This is a genomic window from Comamonas sp. MYb396 (assembly GCF_037479555.1).
Taxonomy (GTDB): domain Bacteria; phylum Pseudomonadota; class Gammaproteobacteria; order Burkholderiales; family Burkholderiaceae_C; genus Comamonas.
On the sequence record NZ_JBBGYU010000008.1, the window covers coordinates 16,697 to 35,633 of the forward strand.

The following is an 18,937-nucleotide window of genomic DNA, read 5'->3' on the forward strand; positions in this document are numbered from 1 at the left end:
TTTGATTGTACGGTGTCCTGGAAGTCAGCGGCGTGACTACGACCTTCCACCGCGCTTGAATCCGCCACCGCTCTTGCGTTGGCCCTGGCGCTGACGCGTCAGGCTGTCGTGACCGATGTAGCCCAGCGAGGTCTTCATCGGATCGGGTTGGGTACTGCGCTTCTCGGGCGCCTTGCGCAAGCCGCCACCCCGGGTGTTCTTGGCCGGGCCCACCGATGGGCGCGGGCCATTGTGCTGGGGACGGTTGTCACTGCGGCCGCCCCGGCCAGCCGAATTCTGCTCACGGGGTTTGCGCTCAGCCACGCCACCGGCAGCCACGGTCAGCGCCTGGATGTCACGCTGGTCGAGCTCGACCCAGGAGCCCCGGCGCAGGCCGCGCGGCAGCACCATCGCGCCGTAGCGGATACGGATCAGGCGGCTGACCGCGTGACCCACCGACTCGAACATGCGGCGCACTTCGCGGTTGCGGCCTTCGGAGATGGTGACCCGGTACCAGCAGTTGGCGCCTTCGCCACCGCCGTCGTCGATGGAGCCAAAGCTCGCCACGCCGTCTTCCAGGTTCACGCCCGCAAGCAACAAGGCCTTTTCTTCATTAGTCAATGCGCCCAGCACGCGCACCGCGTACTCGCGCTCGAGGCCAAAGCGCGGGTGCATCAGGTTGTTGGCCAATTCACCCGAGTTGGTGAACAGCAGCAGACCTTCGGTGTTCAGATCGAGACGGCCAATGGACTGCCACTTGCCGTGCGAGACGCGCGGCAGCTTGCGGAACACCGTGGGGCGGTTTTGCGGATCGTCATGCGTCACCACCTCGCCCACCGGCTTGTGGTAGGCGAGCACCCGCGCTGGCGGCTGCTCGATGCGGAAGGTGATCAGCTTGCCATTCACACGGATCTTGTCGCTGTGCAAAATGCGCTGACCGACGTGTGCCGGCTCGTTGTTGACCGAGATGCGGCCTTCCAGAATCAGGCGCTCCATCTCCAGGCGCGAACCCATGCCGGCCTGGGCCAGCAGCTTGTGCAGCTTGGGCGCTTCCACATGGGGCTGCAGCACGCGCTTGACCGGCGCGGGGGTGTCCGAGTCTTCCGCCGCTTCCAGCGCGCCGGCCACCACATCTTCAAAGGCATAGCCTTCCGATTCGGCATCGCGCTGCGGGCGGCCCGCAGGACCACGGCCACGGGCCGGTGGCGCATCGCCTTCTGCGCCCTGTGCATCACGCGGCTGTCCATCACGCTCGCGGAAACGGCGGGCACGGGCTGGGTAACGGCTCACGCGCGGCTCGCCATCACGGCGCGCACGCGGCTCGGCGGCAGACTGGGCAGCAGCATCGCCATCAGCCTCGCCGGCGTCGGCGCCCGCCGCCTGGGATTCGTCGGCCGCTGCCGCTTGCGCGGGCACGGCACGCTTGCGCGGCGCACGGCGCTTTTCTGACGGGGCAGCACCTTCTTGCAAGGCCTTATCTCCGTCCTGGGGCGCATTCATATCGCTGGTATCACTCATCATCTTTTTGCTTTTCTACCCCGCCTGGTGCGGAATTATGTGCATCGTCAACACGGTCCAGAGGATCCGTATCTCTTGGTGTGGCCGCTGCGGCGGGGGCATCTGCCTCGCCACTGGCCGCCTGGGCCTCAGCCGCCAGATTGGCGGCAGCATCTTCATCGTCAGCAGCCTCACCTAGCGGTGAGGTCTGCACATCCTGCGCGTCTTGTAAATCCTGCGCGTCCTGCAAATCTTGCAAACTCTCCAACACATCCACATCGCCAGCGGGCGCTGCCATCGGCATCGACTCGCCCACCAACTCAAAAGCCTCGGCATCCGGCGGCCCGGCATCCTGCGGCGCTGCCTCGTCCGGCGCAGCTTCCAGCGGCAGGCTGTCAAACATGGTCTGCGGCTGGTTGCTGCCATCCAACTCGGGCAGCTGGTCCAGCGACTGCAGACCCAGGTCATCCAGAAACTGCCGGGTGGTCGCCAGCAGCGCAGGCCGCCCGATGGTCTCCCGGTAGCCAATCACCTCCACCCAGCCCCGGTCCTCCAACTGCTTGATGATCAAGCTGTTGACGGTGACGCCCCGGATATCTTCGATATCGCCACGGGTCACCGGCTGCCGGTAGGCAATGATGGCCAGGGTCTCCAAGGTCGCACGCGAGTACTTGGGGGGCTTTTCCGGGTGCAGGCGATCGAGGTACTCGCGCATCTCCGGCCGGCTCTGAAAGCGCCAGCCCGAGGCCACCTGCACCAGCTCCACACCACGGTGTGACCAGTCGAGCTGCAGCTCCTGCAGCAGCACCTTGAGCGTGTCCGTTCCCAAATCATCGGCAAACAATCCCCGCAGCTCACGCACGGTGATGGGCTGGGGCGCGCAGATCAGCGCAGTCTCCAGCACCCGTTTTGCTTCCAAAGTATGCATGCGATAAATCCCTGTTGGCACGCCAGCGCGCGGGCTGCGTGTTGAGACAAAGGAATGCGTATCAAGAGGGCCGCGTTTGCATGGCCAAGATCACGGCGCAGGCATAAGCGCCCATAGCCGCCGGCACTGGGCGCAACCGCTGCAGTGCGCAAACCAGACGTTTGCGCTGGTCAAAAACCAGACCTGCAGGGGCAGCGCTTAGGCCAATTGGGCCAAATTATACCGAAGATCCCAATTTTCCATCGCCGAGGTGATATCGGCAGGCGGCAGCGCGAACCAGGACATGCTCTGCCCGGTGACCGGATGCACGAAGGCCAGCCGCAGCGCATGCAGCGCCTGGCGCTCCATACCGGCCGCTGGCGTGCCGCCGTAGAGCGTATCGGCCAGCAGCGGGTGCTGGAGCGAGGCCATGTGCACGCGGATCTGGTGGGTGCGCCCGGTGTGCAGGCTGCAAAACACCGCGCAGCCCTGCTCGCCATTGACGAGCAGGCGGATATCGGTACGCGCCGGCTTGCCCGGGTGCTGGGCCAGATCGACCGCCGCCATGCGCAGGCGGTTGCGCGGGTCGCGGCCAATGGGCAGACTGACCGAGGTCTGCGCCGCGCCCTGCCAGGGCTTGTGGCCCAGCGCCAGGTAGTTGCGGCGCACATCGCGTGCGGCAATCAGCTTGACCAGCGCATCCATGGTCTGGCGCTCGCGCGCCACCACCATCAGGCCACTGGTGTCCTTGTCGAGCCGGTGCACGATGCCCGCGCGCGGCAGCTGGGCCGCCTTGGCGTCGTAGGCCAGCAAGGCATTGAGCAAGGTGCCGCTCCAATTGCCCGGTGCCGGGTGCACCACCATGCCGGCGGGCTTGTTGATGATGAGCAGGTGCTCGTCCTGGTAGACCACATCGAGCGCAATGTCCTGCGGCAAAAAGGCCTGGCTTTGCTGCGTGGGACGCAGCTCCACCACCGCCTGGTCACCGGCCTTGACCTTGGCACTGGGCTTGAGGCCCGACTTGCCATTGACCAGCACCGCGCCTTGCAGCAGCAAGGCCTGCAGGTAGCTGCGCGAGAACTCGGGCACCCACTGCGCCAGTGCCTTGTCCAGGCGCATGCCGTGTTCGTCCACCCCAGCTACGACCGTGCGGCTCTCCCAGGCCTGGGCCTCGACCTCCGCCGACTCTTCATCGCCTTCCGCCGAGGACAATGGGGCATCGTCCAAATGGGAAAAGCCGACATCGTCGGCGGGCGGCGATGTCGGCTTCGAAGAAGTGCCCGGCATCAGCGGGAAGGCAGGTAGCGCGATGGATCGACCGGCTTGCCCTGGCGGCGCACCTCAAAGTGCAGCTTCACGCGGTCGGCGTCGGAGCTACCCATCTCGGCAATCTTCTGGCCCTTCTTGACCACCTGGTCGTCCTTGACCAGCAAGGTCTGGTTGTGGGCGTAGGCGGTCAGGTAGGTGTTGTTGTGCTTGATCAAGATCAGGTTGCCGTAGCCGCGCAGGCCGGCACCCGAATAGATCACACGGCCGTCAGCGGCTGCCACGACCGGGTCACCGGCCTTGCCACCAATGTCCAGGCCCTTGTTGCGCGCATCGTCAAAGCCCGCAATCACCGTGCCCGACGACGGCCAGATAAAGCCCAGGTTGCCATCGGCTGCGGCCGGCGCAGACGCCGCAGCAGCAGGCGCTGGGGCCGGTGCTGGCGTGGCCGCTGGCGTGTTGGCGCCGGTCACAGCAGGCGCCGTGGCGGCCGGGGCCGCACTGGCCGTGGTCGTCACCGGCGGCACCACGCGCAGCACCTGGCCCACTTCGATCACATTGGGATTGTCCAGATTGCTCCAGCGGGCAATGTCGCGCCAGTTCTGGCCATTGTCTGCGGCAATGCGCATCAGGGTCTCGCCGGGCTTGACGGTGTAGTAACCGGGCTTGCCGGCGTTTTCTGCGCCAGGCAGGGTGGCCGGATCGATGCGCGGCGGCGTGGCCGTGGTCGACGTCGGCGTGCGGCCTGCCGAAGAGCCCCGATCTTCCACGGGCGCCTGGTTCAGCGATGTACTACCGCACCCTGCCAGCACCATGGCTGCCACCACACTGGCACCCCACGTCAAAACACCACGTGAATCCAACATACCTATCCTTCTTAACCAAGCCCCGATTTTAGGGGTACGAAATGAACATGCTCCAGAACCGTGCGCTGAAATCCACCAGCACTGCGGTCCACGACGAGCAAAACCTGTTGTTGGCCCGGCCCCATCACCGGGGCCACGAGCCGGCCGCCTTCAGCCAGTTGGTCACACCAGGCCTGGGGGACCGAATCCCCGCCGGCCGCGGCGATGATCCCGGCATAAGGCGCGCCCTTTTCAAAACCCAGCATGCCATCACCGAGGATCAGGTGCACATTGGCCAGCCGCAAAGGCCGCAGGTTGACCCGCGCCTTTTCATGCAACGCACGCAGCCGCTCAATGGTATACACCTCCTTGGCCATCAGGCTCAGAACCGCCGCCTGGTAGCCGCAGCCCGTGCCAATCTCCAAAATGCGGCCCAGGCCCATTTTCCCCGCAGGCGATTGCAGCAGTAGCTCGCACATCCGCGCCACCACACTGGGTTTGGAGATGGTTTGCCCCAATCCTATAGGCAAACTGGTGTCCTCATAGGCTTGAACCGCCAGTGCACTGTCAACAAACTGGTGGCGCAGCACGGAATTCATCACTTTGAGCACCCGCGTGTGCTCCACGCCAGATGCGGCCAGGCGCTGCACCATGCGCCAGCGCGCCGAGGTGAAATCCACGCTCTCCGGACCCAGCGACTCGCGCACCGCCATCGGTACGGGCGACAACTCCGCAGGCAGCCGGGCCCATTGCCGATGCACGCTGCTGGCCTGTGGCTTGGTGCTCACAGGCATGGCCCCGCGGGCAGGAAAGCCTGGCTTGCGCAAGGTCACCCTGGCACCTCCAGGTCCTTGCTGCGCAGGCTGGTCGCCGTCTGCGCCCAGTAAGCGAGGCTGTCATGGTCGGTCAAATCGACCTTGAGCGGCGTGATCGCCATATGGCCGGACGCCGCCGCATGGAAGTCGGTGCCTTCGGCATCATCGAGCGCGAGGCCGGCATTGCCGATCCAGTACATGGTCTCGCCCCGGGGGCTGGTCTGGGTGATCACCTTCTCGGCCGAATGCCGGCGCCCCAGACGGCAGAGCTTGAGCGGCTTGATCTCGTCAAACGGCAGGTTGGGAATATTGATATTGAGCAGCCAGGGCTTGAGGGTCACGAGCTTGGCCGCCTCAAACTGCTGCACCAGCTCGCAGGCCTTTTTGGCGGCCGACTCCAGCTCGCCCCAGCCCTTGTCGATCTGCGAGAAGGCCATCGCCGGGATACCGAACAGATAGCCCTCCATCGCCGCGCCCACGGTGCCGGAGTAGATGGTGTCATCGCCCATATTGGCGCCGTTATTGATGCCGGAGATGACCAAATCGGGCCGATAACCCAATAGCCCCGTCAGCGCAATGTGTACGCAGTCGGCCGGTGTGCCATTGACATAGCGAAAGCCATTGGCTGCGCGCTGCACATACAGCGGCGAATGCAAGGTCAGCGCATTCGATTTGGCACTGTTGTTGTGTTCTGGTGCCACCACCTCGACATCAGCGACCGCCTGCAATGCATCATGCAACGCCACGATGCCGGGCGCCTGATAACCATCATCGTTACAAAGCAGTATCTTCATGTCATTGAATCAGTTGCACTGCATTGTAGAGGTGCCAACACAGAACCCGAGCGGAGTGTGGCAGCAAAGCGACCGGCAAGGCCGCCCCACCCCGCTGAAATGCGGCCTATGCACAGGGCTCAGGCATTGTAAGGAGCGCTGCCGCCCTGCCCCCAGGCACCTGGCCCATTGCTACACAAAATTACGATGACATGCCGCTGTCGCTGCCGGGGCCCTCGCCGGGCGCGCTGGGCCGGGCCTGCGCACAGACCTCGGTGGTCAGGGCCTGCAACACGGCCGCGGTGCAACGCACCAAGGGCGTGGCTTTTCGCTTGGCCGACTGCGCCAGGCACAGGTTGATCATCACCGCTGGCGACTCGATGGGCGCGACCACCAGCCGCTCACCCACTGCATGCCCGTCGAGCGCACTGCGTGTCAAGGCCGCATAGCCGTAACCGCCGCGCACCAAATCCAAGATGGCCGGCACGCTCGACACCTCCCAGACCACATTGAGCTTGACCTGCGACAGCCTGGCCTGGGCCTCCATCAGCTTGCGAAAGATCTGGCCGTACTGCGGCATGATCAGCGGAAACTCCGACAGATCCTTGAATGCGATGCTGGGGCGGGCGCCCAGCGTACTGGCGGGCCCCACCAGACACAGGCCCTCCTGCAGGACCGGGCTGATCTCGATATGCGGATGGGGTTCGGGCGAATAGACCAGGCCCAGGTCCATGCGCCCCGAGGCCAGCCATTCGGCCATCTGAACGGAGAAGCCCTCGACGATCGCCACGCGGGCCTTGGGCATTTTGCTGCCGAACGCTTGGATCAGCGGCAGCGTCAGCCGCCTGGCCAGACTGGGCGGCAGCCCCACCACGATGCGGCCCACCGGTTCATCGCGCTCACAGCCCAGGTCCTCCTTGGCCTGGGCCACGTGCTGCAAGATGGTGTGGCTGTGCTCCAGCAAACGCCTTCCGGCCTCCGTCAAGGTCACACCGCGCCCGGTGCGGATCAGCAAGGTCTCACGCAGCTCCACCTCCAGTGCCCGCACCTGCCGGCTCAGCGCCGGCTGCGCCGCGTCCGACAACAGGGCCGCCTTGCTGAAGCTGCCGGTTTCTGCCACCGCGACAAAGGTTTCGATTTGCTGCAAATTCATAGGAATTCCATTTTATTTATGAAATATTAATAATTTTTAACTATTATTATGCCATTTTGCTATAGCTGCTAGCTGCGCTGCCACCTAGGACTCTGGGGGCATCTTCCACAGAATGGGACTCTTCATACAACACAGAAGGCCAGGAGACCCAAGGATGAAGCCCAAGCGGATCGATGCCAGCGCAGACCGTGCGTTCACGAGGCGCGTCGCAAGCGAGCCCAGCCCCACGCCGCCCACGAACTGACGCGCATCGGTCACTCAGGCCAGCCTGTATGCGGTCCTTGTAACCCAGGGTTGCACCCGCTTTCCGGGCATCGGGCCCCTCAAGCAGCAGCGTCACTGCGGCGATCGGCTGCATCCCCTTCCTTCCCGCTCCATGCCGCCTCAGGCCTTGCATGGCAGCGCCCCCAACCCTTCCCTCAATCCCAAGGAGATTCACCATGGTCGACAAAGCCAACACCGAGTTCTGGCAACACCTCAGCCCCATTGCCAACCCCTTCATGCCCGATGCGCTCCCCGAGGTCTACACCCCCAACGCGGTGCCGGAAGACGAGCGCCTGTATGTGCCGTTCACCGACACCGTGTTCTCCCGCCCCTTGTGGATTTCGCCGTCACAAAACAAGTGGTGCGACATCCTGATGGCCAAGAAAGCGGGCCTGGTCAATCGCCACTACCACCCCCATGAAGTCTTTGCCTACACCATCTCGGGCAAATGGGGCTACCTGGAGCACGACTGGACGGCGACCAAGGGTGACTTTGTCTACGAGACCCCCGGCGAAGGCCACACGCTGGTGGCCTTCGACCATCCCGAGCCGATGCGGGCCTTCTTCATCGTCAAAGGGCCGCTGATCTGGCTGGATGAACAAGGCAAGCCCGATGGCTACTTTGATGTGCACTCCTACATCGCCATGTGCAAGGCCCACTACGAAAAGGTGGGCCTGGGCGCCGAGGCCGTCGAAAAGCTCTTCCGCTAACGGATGCAGAGCCTGGAGAACGCCATGAAACCATCCTCCATCCGCGCGCTGTGGACCTATGAGAACCGGCTGCTGCTGATCCTCTTTCTGACATTCGGCTTTGTCTTCTTTGACCGCCTGGCGCTGTCCTTCCTGTTCCCCTTCATGCAAGACGAGCTCGATCTAAGCCAGACCCAGCTGGGCATGATCTCCTCGGCCCTGGCACTGACCTGGGCCGTCTCCGGGGCGATCGCAGGCGCCTGGTCCGATTCGCGCGCAAAGCGCAAGGCCTTGCTGGTGGTGTCCGTGCTGGGCTTTTCCATCTGCTCGGCCCTGTCCGGGCTCGTAGCGGGCTTCATCAGCCTGCTGGTGTTCCGCGCCCTGATGGGCCTGGCCGAAGGGCCGGTGCTGCCCATTGCGCAGTCCCTGATGATCCAGAGCTCCACGCCCTCGCGGCGCGGCCTCAACATGGGCTTGCTGCAGGGCTCGTCGGCCGGCCTGATTGGCGCAATGATCGGGCCGCCGGTGGTCATTGGCCTGGCCACGCATTTTGGCTGGCGCGTGGCCTTTTATGTCACCGTCATCCCCGGCATGCTGATCGCGCTGTGCATCTGGCGCTGGGTGCATGAACACCCGGGCGGAGTCCCTGCCGCAGACGCCAAGCCCGCGCCAATCAACCGCTGGGCCCTGCTGCGCGAGCGCAATGTGCTGCTGTGCATGCTCATCAGCTGCTTTTTCCTCACCTGGTTCATCATCATCATCTCGTTTGCGCCCACCTTTCTCGTCAAGTACCGTGCGTTTTCGCCGGGCGACATGGGCTTGGTGATGAGCTGCCTGGGAGCGGCCTGGGTGTTCTGGGGCTTTGCGGTACCTGCCATCTCCGACCGGATCGGACGCAAACCAGCGCTGGCCATCTTTGCACCGATTGCTGCGCTGTGCCCCATCGCGCTGATCTATGGGGATTCGGCCATCGCCCTGGGGGCGGTGGTGTTCTTCACCTATACCGGCCTGGGGTGTTTCACCCTCTTCATGGCCACGGTCCCGGCTGAAACCGTGCCGCCCCGGGTGTTGACGGGGGCGCTGGGCCTCATCATGGGCGCGGGCGAACTGGTGGGCGGCTTTGTGGCCCCCACCGCCGCGGGCCTGGCGGCCGACCGCTTCGGCCTGCCCGTTGCCATGTGGATAGCGGCTGCCGGGGCACTGGTGGCCGGGCTGCTCGCGCTGGGCCTGAAGGAAACGGCGCCGCTGGTGCTGCAGCGCCGTGCCGCTGCAGGAGCTGCGCCATGATGCGCGCGCTGCGCTGGCATGGCGCCCAGGATCTGCGCCTGGAGCAGATCCCCATCCCACGCCCCGGCCCCCGGCAAGTACGGATTGCGGTGCAGTACTGCGGCATCTGCGGCAGCGACTTGCACGAATACGAATCAGGCCCCCATGCCATCCCGGTCGGCACCGCCCATGCCGTGTCGGGGCGCAGCGCGCCGTTGACGCTGGGCCACGAGTTCTGTGGCACGGTGGTCGAGCTGGGCAGCGAGGTGACCGGCCTACAGGTGGGTAACCGGGTGGCGGTGGAGCCCGAGTACCGCTGCAGCCACTGCGCCTACTGCCGCAGCGGCGCCTACAACCTCTGCGCCGATATGGGTTTTGCCGGGCTGATGGGCGACGGCGGCATGGCCGAGTTTGCCGTGGTGCCCAGCTATATGCTCCATCGCCTGCCCGATGCGGTGACCCTGGAGCAGGCTGCTGTGCTGGAGCCCGCCGCCGTCGCGCTGCATGCGCTGCGCCGCAGCCAGTTGGCTGCAGGCGCCAGTTGCGCCATCTTCGGGCTGGGCCCCATCGGGTTGCTGCTGGTCACGCTCGCCAAACTGCAAGGAGCGCACACCATCATTGCGGTGGATGTATCACCCGAGCGCCTGCACATGGCCACGCAGGCAGGCGCCAGCCACGCCATCGATGCCAAGGGCCTCACGCCGCGCGAGTTGCGGCACACCATTGCCTCGGCCACTGCGGGCCTGGGCGTAGACACCAGCTTTGAAGCCGCCGGCCTGCAAGCCACGTTCGAAGGCGCATTGCGCGCGCTGCGCAAAGGCGGAAACATGGTGATGGTGGGGCTGATGTCCGAGGCGCGGCTGGACGCCTTTGACGCTGTCAATCGCGAGCTGAGCCTGGTGGCCAGCGTCGGTTACCGCGATGTGTACCCCGAATTGATCGGGCTCATCGCGGCCGGAGCCTTTGACCCCAGCAGCATCATCACCCAAACCGTGCCGCTGGAGCTGGCGGTGCGCGACGGCTTTGCAGCGCTGGTGCAGGACCGGTCCCAGATCAAGATTCTCATCAGCCCGGGCCCAGGCACACGCCCGAGCGCGGGCTGCAACCACCGGCCATAGGAACCACCAAAAATGTCCACCATCGAAGAAAATGTCATTCTCATCACCGGAGGCACCTCCGGCATTGGCGCGAGCGCCGCGCTGCACTTTGCCCATGCCGGCGCCTCCGTGCTGGCGCTGGGGCTGGACGCGCAGGGCCTGCATGCGCCGCGCCATCCCCGCATCCAGTGCCTGGAGCTCGATGTCTGTGACAGCGCCAAGCTGAGCCAGACGATCGCCGAACTGCCCCGGCTTGATGCGCTGGTCAACGCAGCGGGCATCAGCCGCCATGCGCAGGAATACCAGCCAGAGGCCTTCCTGCAGGTGATGCACACCAATTTGACCGCCGTGATGCAGGCCTCGATGGCCGCTGCGCCGCATCTGCTGCAGCGCCAGGGTTGCATCGTCAATGTGGCCTCGATGTACAGCTACTTTGGCAGCAAGGACCGCCCCGCCTACAGCGCCAGCAAGGGCGGCATTGTGCAGCTGACGCGCTCGCTGGCCCAAACCTGGGCGCATGAGGGCGTGCGTGTCAATGCGGTCGCTCCCGGCTGGATTGCCACCCCCTTGAGCGAAGGCCTGATGGCCGACCCCAAGGCCTCGGCAGGCATCCTTGCTCGCACCCCCATGCAGCGCTGGGGCCATGCGTCCGAGGTGGCCGCGGTGATCGGGTTTCTGTGCTCCCCAGCGGCATCGTTTGTCAACGGCGCCGTGATTCCCGTCGATGGCGGCTACCTGACGGTCTAGCGCCGCCGCGCGGGCTGGGCAGGCCGCCCAGGACAGCAGAACGGGGAGTTAGCGAGATCCGCTCCCCGTTCTGCACAGCGCCCCAAGCGCCCTGTCAGCCTGGCATCAGCCCTGCTCGAAGGCAAACTTTTCGGTATCCACTTCGCGCTGCGAAGCTGGTGCATAGCGCTCGCCCTCGATGGCCTGCGGTGCAAACAAGGCATCGAGCTCGGCCAGCAAACCGGCATCCAGCCGCACGCTGCCACCGCGCAGATTTTCATGCAAATGGGCGATGTCGGTGGTGCCGGGCAGCGCAACCACATGCTCGCCCTGGTGCAGCACCCAGGCAATGGCGAGCTCAGCCAGGCTGCAGTCCGCGCGCTCGGCAATCGCCTGCATGGGTGCCAGCAGCCGCAGGTTCTTGGCATAGGCCTCGGGCTGAAAACGGGGCATGCCCGCACGGATATCGCCCGGCACCCATTGGGTGCCAGCAGGCAATTTGCCCGACAGGAAAGCCCGGCCCATCGGGCTGAAGGCCACATAGGCAATGCCCAGCTCGCGGCAGGCCTGCAAGCTTCCCAACTCGGCATTGCGTGACCACAGCGAATACTCGCTTTGCAAGGCCGCAATCGGGTGGGTGGCATGGGCGCGCCGCAGCGTCTCTGCCCCGACCTCGGACAGCCCCAGCGCCCGCACCTTGCCCTCTTCCACCAGACGCGACATCGCGCCCACCGATTCTTCGATCGGCACCCGCCGGTCCCAGCGGTGCAGGTAGTACAGGTCAATGACATCGGTGCCCAGCCGCTGCAGGCTGTCTTCGCAATGGCGACGCAAGGTCTTGGGATGGCCATCAATCACACGGCGCATCACGCCATCGTCGCCGCGCACACCCGCCATACCGCACTTGCTCGCCAAGGTGATGCGGTGGCGGTGCGGCTTGAGCACCGGCCCGACCAGCGCTTCATTGGCGCCAAAGCCATAGAGTGCTGCAGTATCAAACAAGGTGACGCCTGCATCCAGCGCTGCATGCAGCAGCGCTTGGGCCTGCGCCTGCGTGGCCGGGTGGCCATAGGCATGGCTCAGGTTCATGCAACCCAGGGCGACAGGGCCGACCTGGAAGGGGCCAATAAGGCGTTCGCTCATCATCTCTCCTGAAAAACCAAAACCGCCTGCGATAACGTGTGCAGGCGGTTCACGACTGGTCGGGCCGATATTACTGCAGCTGCTGCTCCAAAGCATGCAAAACCTGGTAGCAGGGCAACACCTGGGCGATGCTGGAGCGGGGCTGGCGGCCCTCGCGGATCGCGGCGAAAAACTCGCGGTCCTGCAGCTCGATACCATTCATCGACACGTCCACCCGCGAGACGTCGATGGCCTCACCCCGGCCATCGAGCAGCTCGTCGTAGCGGGCCACATAGGTGCCCGTGTCGCCGATATAGCGAAAGAAGGTGCCCAATGGGCCATCGTTGTTGAAAGACAGGCTCAGCGTGCACAGGGCGCCATTGGCCGCCTTGAGCACGATGCCCATGTCCATGGCAATACCCAGCTCGGGGTGCACAGGCCCTTGCACGGCATGGGATTGCACGATGGGACTGCCCGCCTGGTGGGCGAACAAATCGACCGTGTGCGCCGCATGGTGCCAGAGCAGATGGTCGGTCCAGCTGCGCGGCTGGCCCAAGGCGTTCATATTGCTGCGGCGGAAAAAGTGGGTCTGCACATCCATTTGCTGCAGCCGGAAGCTGCCCGCCTGCACCTTTTGCTGGATCCATTGGTGGCTGGGGTTGAAGCGGCGGGTATGGCCACACATCGCCACCAGCCCACTGGATTTTTGCAGCTCGGCCAGCGCCAGCGCGTCCTCCAGCCGGTCGGCCAGCGGAATCTCGACCTGCACGTGCTTGCCTGCCAGCAAGCACTGGCGCGCCTGGCTGGCATGCAGCTGCGTGGGCGTGCACAGAATCACCGCGTCCACGTCCGGCCGCGCCAGGCTGTCTTGCAAGTTGGTGGCCACATGCCCAATGGCATGGTGCTCGGCCACCTGGCGGGCTTTGGACAGATCGGGGTCGACCAGCGAGACGACCTGCACACCGGGGATCAGCGCAATACCTTCCAGGTGTTTGAGACCAAAGGCGCCTGCGCCTGCAAGCGCCACGTTGAGGGGGCGAAGTGTCATGGTGTCCTCCAGGGTGTGGGAGTGCCCGGGCTGGCAGCCGGGCGATGGATAGCGAAAGTCAGAAACATGGCGGCCTCTCAACCGTTCTCCAAAATCAGGTGACCCACGGCGGTGTTGGAGGCCGGCACGTGGTAGAAGCGGTGCTTGACGCTGGGCCGCCTTGCGGGATCGGCCACATCGGCCATCGCGCCACGGGCAATCAGCCACATGACCAGCTCAATGCCCTCGGAGCCCGCCTCCCGCACATAGTCGATATGGGGCACCTTGGCCAAACTGGCGGGGTTGTGGATCAGCTGGTCCAGGAAGCAGTTGTCCCATTCCTGGTTGATCAAACCCGCGCGCGCGCCTTGCAGCTGGTGGCTCATGCCACCGGTGCCCCAGATCTGCACATTGAGGTCGGCGTCAAAGCTCTCCACCGCTTTGCGGATCGCATTGCCCAGGCTGAAGCAGCGCTGGCCTGAAGGGACGGGGTACTGCACCACATTGACGGCAAACGGAATCACCGGGCAAGGCCAGGCACCGCCATCGGCGGGCTGCTCCCCGCACATCAGGGACAAGGGCACGGTGAGCCCATGGTCCACCTCCATCTTGTTGACGATGGTCAGGTCAAAGTCCTGCTGGATCACCGACTGCGCGATATGCGAGGCCAGCTCAGGATGGCCGACCACCTGGGGCACCGGCCGCGGTCCCCAGCCTTCATCGGCTGGCGAGTAGGCTGCGCCCGTGCCGATGGCAAAGGTGGGGATCAGGTCCAGACTGAAGGCCGTTGCATGGTCGTTGTAGACCAGAAATATGACATCGGGCGGGTTCTCGCGCATCCACCGGCGCGAATATTCATAGCCTTGGAAAAGCGGCTGCCAGTAGGCCTGCTGGGTCAGGCCCTGGTCCATCGCCACGCCAATGGCGGGCACATGCGAGGTGAAGACCGCTGCGCTGATGCGGGCCATATCAGATCCCTCCCTTGCCGGTGATGCCGCCGGTGGGCTGCGCCGGCGCCGCTGCCGCCTCGTTGACAAAGCGGCAGCCGTCCACCGAGCGACCACCGGCGATCATCATCGCGCGGTAAGCCTCCTCGCTCATGCCCGTCATTGAGCCGGCCATCTGCTGAAAGCTCTTGCCATCGGTGGCCCCGATCTTGGCGAGAAAATAGATATTGCCGCCGGTGCGTATGCACCAGTTCAGGTCACGGGCCAGCACGGCCTGCTTTTGCTCCTCGGTCATATCCCAGCCGTCCAGGTAGGCCCGCTCATCGGCTTTGAAGCGCCTGCGGTTGTCCGCTTGCATCAAGGACATGCAAAACTGGTTGAGCCAATAGCCCTTGCGTGACTGGTCGGCGTCAAACACCACGGTGCCAGGCACATCAAGATAGGGTTTTTCTAAAGCCATATTTTTTCTTTCCAAGTTTGTTATAGGGTCCTGGCCTGCGGCCCGCTGGGCGGATCCGCGTGGAAACCTCCCGTGGGCTCATGCCTCCTCGGGCCAATACAGACGCATCGGGTTGTCCACCAGCAATTGGTGGCGCAGCTCTGGCGTGGGGGCGATCTGGGCGATGAAATCCACCAGCAAGCCGTCATCGGGCATATGGCCCTTCAGATTGGGATGGGGCCAATCGGTGCCCCAAAGCACACGGCTGGGAAAGGCCTCGACCACCCGGCGCGCAAATGGCACCACATCCTGGTAGGCGCGGCGCTCGCCACGCAGCGCCTGCGGCCCCGTCAGCGACAGGCGCTCGGGGCAGCTGACCTTGCACCAGAGCTTGTCGCTCTCCTGCATCCGCTGCAAAAACATGCTGAACTCGGGCCCATCGGCGGGCTGGCCGACATCGGGGCGCCCCATGTGGTCCACCACGACGGGGGTGGGCAGGCGGCGCAGGAATGGCCACAGCTCAGGCAGGTCCTGCGCTTCAAAATAGACCACCACATGCCAGCCCCAAGCGGCGATGCGCTCGGCGATCTCCTGGAGTTCATCCTGCGGGGTCACATCCACCAGGCGCTTGACAAAGTTAAAGCGCACGCCGCGCACGCCGGCCAGGTGCAGCTCCTGCAGCTCCTGGTCGGTGATGCTGCGCCGCACGGTGGCCACCCCCCGCGCCTTGCCGCCGGATGCCTTGCAGGCATCGACCATGGCCCGGTTGTCCGCACCGTGGCAGGTGGCTTGCACAATCACATTGCGCGAAAAGCCCAGGTGGTCACGCAATGCAAACAGCTGCTGCTTGCTCGCATCACAGGGGGTGTATTTGCGCTCAGCGGCAAAGGGGAACTCCGCGGCCGGCCCAAACACATGGCAGTGCGCATCCACGGCACCATCGGGCAACTGCAGCACAGGCTTTGCGGGCCAGGGATGCCAATCCAGCCAGCCGGGGGTTTTGACAGACAAGGACATGATGCAACCCCTTTAGTCGATATAGCGCAGGCCGGATTTGGCCAGCGGCGCACGCATCTGGTAGAGGTCCAGCCCCAGCACGCCAGCGGCCAGCTGGGCACGTTTGGCCGTCTCAAAACGCTCGCGGTCCAGCGCGGTCTCCCAGGTGGCAGGCGCGATGGCCGCAGGCACACAGACCACCCCATCGTCATCGGCCACGATCACATCGCCCGGGGTGACCCACATACCGGCGCAGACGACCGGGATGTTGACCGAGCCCAGCGTCGCCTTGATCGTGCCCCTGGACGAGACGGCCCGGCTCCAGACCGGGAACCCCATCTCCTGCAAGGCCTTCGTATCGCGCACGCCCGCATCGATGACCAGCGCCCGAGCACCACGGGCCTGGAAGCTGGTGGCCAACAGGTCGCCAAAATAGCCATCGCTGCATGGCGAGGTCACGGCCGCGACGACGATGTCTCCGGGCTGGATCTGTTCTGCCGCCACATGCAGCATCCAGTTGTCGCCAGGCTGGAGCAGCACCGTCACTGCCGTGCCAGAGACACACTGGCCCGCAGCAATCGGGCGCAGCGCTGGCTGCAGCAGGCCGACACGGCCCATGGCCTCGTGCACCGTGGCCGAGCCCAGAGGGGCCAGGCCATCGGCAGCGGCACGGTCGGCGCGCTGGATATGGCGGTAAACAACCCCGAGTTCATACATTGCAGGTTCCTTGTGGATGGGTGATGGATGGTGGGGGGCGGGCGCTTCACAGCCCCCTGCTGCGAAGCACGGCATCGAGGCGTGGAAACACGCGCCGCGCATTGCCTTCGTAGACCTGGCGCCGGCCTTCGTCATCGAGATGCGGTGTGGCCTCGATATAGCGCCGGGTGTCGTCATAGTGGTGGCCGGTTTGCGGATCGATGCCGCGCACCGCCCCGACCATCTCGCTGGCAAACAGAATGTTTTTGGCCGGCAGCACCCGGGTCAGCAAGTCGATGCCGGCCTGGTGGTAGACACAGGTGTCAAAAAACAGGTTGTGGAGCAGGTGCTCCTCGAGCAAGGGCTTGCCCAGCGCCTGCGCCAGGCCCCGGAATCGCCCCCAGTGGTAAGGCACGGCACCGCCCCCATGGGGGATGAGCAGGCGCAGCGTGGGAAAGTCCGTGAACAGCGCGCTGTCGAGGCACTGCATGAAGGCCGTGGTATCGGCATTGAGGTAGTGCGCGCCGGTGGTGTGAAAGCAGGCATTGCAGCTGGTGGAGACATGCACCATCGCGGGGATGTCGTACTCGACCATCTTTTCGTAGATGGGGTACCAGAAGCGGTCGGACAGCGGCGGTGCCGTCCAGTGCCCACCAGAGGGATCGGGGTTGAGGTTGATCGCCACATTGCCGTATTGCTCCACGCAACGGACCAGCTCGGTGATGCAGCTGCGCGGATCGACACCCGGGGACTGCGGCAGCATCGCAGCTGGCACAAAGTGGTCGGGGAACAGCTCGCTGACGCGAAAGCACAGTTCGTTGCAGACCTCGGCCCAGGCGCTCGATGTCTCGAAATCGCCGACATGGTGGGCCATGAAGCTGGCGCGCGGGCTGAAAATCGTCATGTCCAGCCCCCGCTGGCGCATCAGCTTGAGCTGGTTGCTCTCAATGGTTTCGCGGATCTCGTCATCGCTGATACGCAAATCGGCGGCCCGAGGCGTCCGGCGCGGGTCCTTGAGGCCGGCCATCTGCAGGTCACGCCACTGGCCCAAGGCCGCAGGTGCCGTTGTGTAATGTCCATGCACATCAATAATCATGCCGTGCTCCTCCCTGTTTTTCCTCGTGGCCAGCGCTCGCCACGCAGCCTGGCTGGGTGCCGCGCAGCATCACGCGGGCCCTGCCCAGATGGCGCGGGGCACCAGCACCTCACCGCGCATCAGCACCCTTGCTGTGCGCAACAAGGCGACCTGGGGCGGCGCATCGGCCTGCCCTGCGCCCGGCTTGAGCTTGACGCTCAGCACGCCCGAAGGGTGCTCGATCGCGAGCGTGTCGGCATCAACGCCGCTGGCCCGCCGGGCCAATCCCTCGCAGACGGTGCCAGGCAGCTGCACCGCTGTGCCGACCGTGACGGCGGCCAGCACGCCAATGCTTTCGTGACAGACATGGGGGATCAGGCAGCGCGTGCTGATCGCGCCGCCATGCCGGGGCGGCGCGATCAGGGTCATCTTGGGGTAGTTTTTGGCAGAGACATCGCCCAGGCCCATGGCCTGCGCAGCCTGCAGGCGCAGCGCCTCCATCCGGCGCCGAAGATTCTGGTTGGCATCGATCTCGGCGGCCGTCTCATAGCCGCTTGCACCCATATCTGCGGCTTGGACCAGGACCAGCGGCATGCCGTTGTCGATGCAGGTCACCTCCACGCTGAAAGGCGCAAAACCCTCTGCGGCCACCGTCATGCGATCGCGCGCCTTGCCGGTGGGCAGCAGGCTCTTGCAGACCGATCCCGCCGTTTCCCGAAAACAGATCTCGATCGGCGCAGCACGGCCTGGCACGCCATCGATGTGGGCGTCTCCGCCATCGGCCAGCTGGCCGGCGGACAGCGGCAGCGTGATATCGGCCAGCATGCCGGTGTTGCGGGCCCATACGCGAAAGCTGGCACGCCCACCTTGGGCCTGGAGCATGCCGGTGGCCAGCGCAAAGGGGACCGCCGCAGCCAGCATATTGCCGCAGTTGGGCCGGGTATCGACCGTATCCATCTCAGGCTGCACCTGGGCAAACAGAAACTCCAGGTCCACCCCCGCTTGCGCCGAGGGGCTGACAATGCCGATCTTGCTGGTCAGCGGATGCCCGCCGCCGATGCCGTCGATCTGGCGGCGGTCGGGCGAACCCATCGCCGCGAGCAGCACCCGGTCGCGTGTGGCCACATCCTGGGGCAAATGGGCTGCGTTGAAGAACGGCCCCTTGGAGGTGCCGCCCCGCATCAGCAGGCAAGGAATCGCTGTGGGCATGGAGTGCTCCCCGTGTTCTGTTGCCATCCATTCTGCGGACAGACACGGCAATGAGCCACGGGCACAGCCAGCTAGCAGCTATAACCGGCTGGCATATCTTCTGCCGCCTGGGTAGCCGGACAGGCGCGCCTCGTCCTACGGCAGATGGC

General features: G+C 64.9%; 19 protein-coding genes. 4 read left to right on the forward strand and 15 right to left on the reverse strand.

Annotated elements, in window-relative coordinates; all coding sequences use genetic code 11:
* Nucleotides 1-36: 36 nt before the first annotated feature.
* The 7 genes from WH265_RS17695 to WH265_RS17725 form a co-directional block, all read right to left on the reverse strand.
* Nucleotides 37-1,500: a pseudouridine synthase gene (locus tag WH265_RS17695; RefSeq protein WP_445228549.1), complete on the reverse strand. Its 1,464-nt coding sequence runs from the start codon at nt 1,498-1,500 to the stop codon at nt 37-39.
* Nucleotides 1,490-2,404 (reverse strand): SMC-Scp complex subunit ScpB, encoded by a 915-nt coding sequence (gene scpB, locus WH265_RS17700; protein WP_339559123.1) that lies wholly within the window; start codon nt 2,402-2,404, stop codon nt 1,490-1,492. The genes WH265_RS17695 and scpB overlap by 11 nt, the downstream gene beginning before the upstream one ends.
* A gap of 198 nt (nt 2,405-2,602) precedes the next feature.
* Entirely contained in the window at nt 2,603-3,670 is a 1,068-nt protein-coding gene (locus WH265_RS17705; RefSeq protein WP_339517881.1) for an RluA family pseudouridine synthase, read from the reverse strand.
* Complete coding sequence (locus WH265_RS17710) at nt 3,670-4,515, reverse strand: peptidoglycan DD-metalloendopeptidase family protein (protein WP_312989167.1); 846 nt, start codon at nt 4,513-4,515, stop codon at nt 3,670-3,672. The genes WH265_RS17705 and WH265_RS17710 overlap by 1 nt, the downstream gene beginning before the upstream one ends.
* 11 nt (nt 4,516-4,526) lie before the next feature.
* The gene (locus WH265_RS17715; protein ID WP_445228550.1) at nt 4,527-5,327 is read right to left on the reverse strand and encodes a protein-L-isoaspartate(D-aspartate) O-methyltransferase; all 801 of its coding nucleotides are present in this window, start codon (nt 5,325-5,327) and stop codon (nt 4,527-4,529) included.
* On the reverse strand, nt 5,324-6,103 hold the full coding sequence (gene surE, locus WH265_RS17720; RefSeq protein ID WP_021027545.1) for a 5'/3'-nucleotidase SurE: 780 nt from the start codon (nt 6,101-6,103) through the stop codon (nt 5,324-5,326). Before surE ends, WH265_RS17715 begins: the two co-directional genes overlap by 4 nt.
* Nucleotides 6,104-6,284: 181 nt before the next feature.
* Entirely contained in the window at nt 6,285-7,235 is a 951-nt protein-coding gene (locus WH265_RS17725; protein ID WP_021027546.1) for a LysR family transcriptional regulator, read from the reverse strand.
* A 440-nt stretch (nt 7,236-7,675) separates the two neighbouring features.
* On the opposite strand from WH265_RS17725, the gene WH265_RS17730 reads away from it, so the two are divergent.
* The 4 genes from WH265_RS17730 to WH265_RS17745 are packed head-to-tail and all read left to right on the forward strand — an operon-like array spanning nt 7,676 to nt 11,298.
* Nucleotides 7,676-8,209, forward strand: coding sequence for a 2,4'-dihydroxyacetophenone dioxygenase family protein (locus WH265_RS17730; protein WP_116925217.1), 534 nt, complete (start codon nt 7,676-7,678; stop codon nt 8,207-8,209).
* Nucleotides 8,210-8,233: 24 nt separating this feature from the next.
* A complete protein-coding gene (locus WH265_RS17735) occupies nt 8,234-9,475 on the forward strand; it encodes an MFS transporter (RefSeq protein WP_339559124.1) in 1,242 nt (413 codons plus the stop codon).
* Nucleotides 9,475-10,572 (forward strand): 2,3-butanediol dehydrogenase, encoded by a 1,098-nt coding sequence (locus WH265_RS17740; RefSeq protein ID WP_339559313.1) that lies wholly within the window; start codon nt 9,475-9,477, stop codon nt 10,570-10,572. Before WH265_RS17735 ends, WH265_RS17740 begins: the two co-directional genes overlap by 1 nt.
* 12 nt (nt 10,573-10,584) lie before the next feature.
* Nucleotides 10,585-11,298, forward strand: coding sequence for an SDR family NAD(P)-dependent oxidoreductase (locus tag WH265_RS17745; protein ID WP_339537561.1), 714 nt, complete (start codon nt 10,585-10,587; stop codon nt 11,296-11,298).
* A 105-nt stretch (nt 11,299-11,403) separates the two neighbouring features.
* Here the strand turns inward: WH265_RS17745 and WH265_RS17750 are convergent, their stop codons facing one another.
* The 8 genes from WH265_RS17750 to WH265_RS17785 form a co-directional block, all read right to left on the reverse strand.
* Nucleotides 11,404-12,420, reverse strand: a complete 1,017-nt coding sequence (locus WH265_RS17750; RefSeq protein WP_339517874.1) for an aldo/keto reductase — start codon at nt 12,418-12,420, stop codon at nt 11,404-11,406.
* A gap of 70 nt (nt 12,421-12,490) precedes the next feature.
* A complete protein-coding gene (locus tag WH265_RS17755) occupies nt 12,491-13,447 on the reverse strand; it encodes a Gfo/Idh/MocA family oxidoreductase (protein WP_021027553.1) in 957 nt (318 codons plus the stop codon).
* A 77-nt stretch (nt 13,448-13,524) separates the two neighbouring features.
* On the reverse strand, nt 13,525-14,394 hold the full coding sequence (locus WH265_RS17760; RefSeq protein WP_339559125.1) for a class III extradiol dioxygenase subunit beta: 870 nt from the start codon (nt 14,392-14,394) through the stop codon (nt 13,525-13,527).
* A gap of 1 nt (nt 14,395) precedes the next feature.
* Entirely contained in the window at nt 14,396-14,833 is a 438-nt protein-coding gene (ligA, locus tag WH265_RS17765) for a protocatechuate 4,5-dioxygenase subunit alpha (RefSeq protein WP_339517872.1), read from the reverse strand.
* A gap of 78 nt (nt 14,834-14,911) precedes the next feature.
* Nucleotides 14,912-15,829: an amidohydrolase family protein gene (locus WH265_RS17770; RefSeq protein WP_339559126.1), complete on the reverse strand. Its 918-nt coding sequence runs from the start codon at nt 15,827-15,829 to the stop codon at nt 14,912-14,914.
* A 12-nt stretch (nt 15,830-15,841) separates the two neighbouring features.
* Nucleotides 15,842-16,525 carry a 4-carboxy-4-hydroxy-2-oxoadipate aldolase/oxaloacetate decarboxylase gene (gene ligK / locus WH265_RS17775; RefSeq protein ID WP_339537558.1) on the reverse strand — a complete coding sequence of 228 codons (684 nt, stop codon included), beginning with the start codon at nt 16,523-16,525 and terminating at the stop codon, nt 15,842-15,844.
* Between the two features lie 46 nt (nt 16,526-16,571).
* Nucleotides 16,572-17,600: an amidohydrolase family protein gene (locus WH265_RS17780; RefSeq protein WP_312989178.1), complete on the reverse strand. Its 1,029-nt coding sequence runs from the start codon at nt 17,598-17,600 to the stop codon at nt 16,572-16,574.
* Between the two features lie 69 nt (nt 17,601-17,669).
* A complete protein-coding gene (locus WH265_RS17785; protein ID WP_339559127.1) occupies nt 17,670-18,788 on the reverse strand; it encodes a 4-oxalomesaconate tautomerase in 1,119 nt (372 codons plus the stop codon).
* Nucleotides 18,789-18,937 lie beyond the last annotated feature (149 nt).

Excerpts from the sequence above, each read along its gene's own strand:
- WH265_RS17695 (WP_445228549.1), bottom strand. The coding sequence starts at position 1,500 with ATGATGAGTGATACCAGCGATATGAATGCGCCCCAGGACGGAGATAAG.
- scpB (WP_339559123.1), bottom strand. The coding sequence starts at position 2,404 with ATGCATACTTTGGAAGCAAAACGGGTGCTGGAGACTGCGCTGATCTGC.
- WH265_RS17705 (WP_339517881.1), bottom strand. The coding sequence starts at position 3,670 with ATGCCGGGCACTTCTTCGAAGCCGACATCGCCGCCCGCCGACGATGTC.
- WH265_RS17710 (WP_312989167.1), bottom strand. The coding sequence starts at position 4,515 with ATGTTGGATTCACGTGGTGTTTTGACGTGGGGTGCCAGTGTGGTGGCA.
- surE (WP_021027545.1), bottom strand. The coding sequence starts at position 6,103 with ATGAAGATACTGCTTTGTAACGATGATGGTTATCAGGCGCCCGGCATC.
- WH265_RS17725 (WP_021027546.1), bottom strand. The coding sequence starts at position 7,235 with ATGAATTTGCAGCAAATCGAAACCTTTGTCGCGGTGGCAGAAACCGGC.
- WH265_RS17730 (WP_116925217.1), top strand. The coding sequence starts at position 7,676 with ATGGTCGACAAAGCCAACACCGAGTTCTGGCAACACCTCAGCCCCATT.
- WH265_RS17735 (WP_339559124.1), top strand. The coding sequence starts at position 8,234 with ATGAAACCATCCTCCATCCGCGCGCTGTGGACCTATGAGAACCGGCTG.
- WH265_RS17740 (WP_339559313.1), top strand. The coding sequence starts at position 9,475 with ATGCGCGCGCTGCGCTGGCATGGCGCCCAGGATCTGCGCCTGGAGCAG.
- WH265_RS17745 (WP_339537561.1), top strand. The coding sequence starts at position 10,585 with ATGTCCACCATCGAAGAAAATGTCATTCTCATCACCGGAGGCACCTCC.
- WH265_RS17750 (WP_339517874.1), bottom strand. The coding sequence starts at position 12,420 with ATGAGCGAACGCCTTATTGGCCCCTTCCAGGTCGGCCCTGTCGCCCTG.
- WH265_RS17755 (WP_021027553.1), bottom strand. The coding sequence starts at position 13,447 with ATGACACTTCGCCCCCTCAACGTGGCGCTTGCAGGCGCAGGCGCCTTT.
- WH265_RS17760 (WP_339559125.1), bottom strand. The coding sequence starts at position 14,394 with ATGGCCCGCATCAGCGCAGCGGTCTTCACCTCGCATGTGCCCGCCATT.
- ligA (WP_339517872.1), bottom strand. The coding sequence starts at position 14,833 with ATGGCTTTAGAAAAACCCTATCTTGATGTGCCTGGCACCGTGGTGTTT.
- WH265_RS17770 (WP_339559126.1), bottom strand. The coding sequence starts at position 15,829 with ATGTCCTTGTCTGTCAAAACCCCCGGCTGGCTGGATTGGCATCCCTGG.
- ligK (WP_339537558.1), bottom strand. The coding sequence starts at position 16,525 with ATGTATGAACTCGGGGTTGTTTACCGCCATATCCAGCGCGCCGACCGT.
- WH265_RS17780 (WP_312989178.1), bottom strand. The coding sequence starts at position 17,600 with ATGATTATTGATGTGCATGGACATTACACAACGGCACCTGCGGCCTTG.
- WH265_RS17785 (WP_339559127.1), bottom strand. The coding sequence starts at position 18,788 with ATGCCCACAGCGATTCCTTGCCTGCTGATGCGGGGCGGCACCTCCAAG.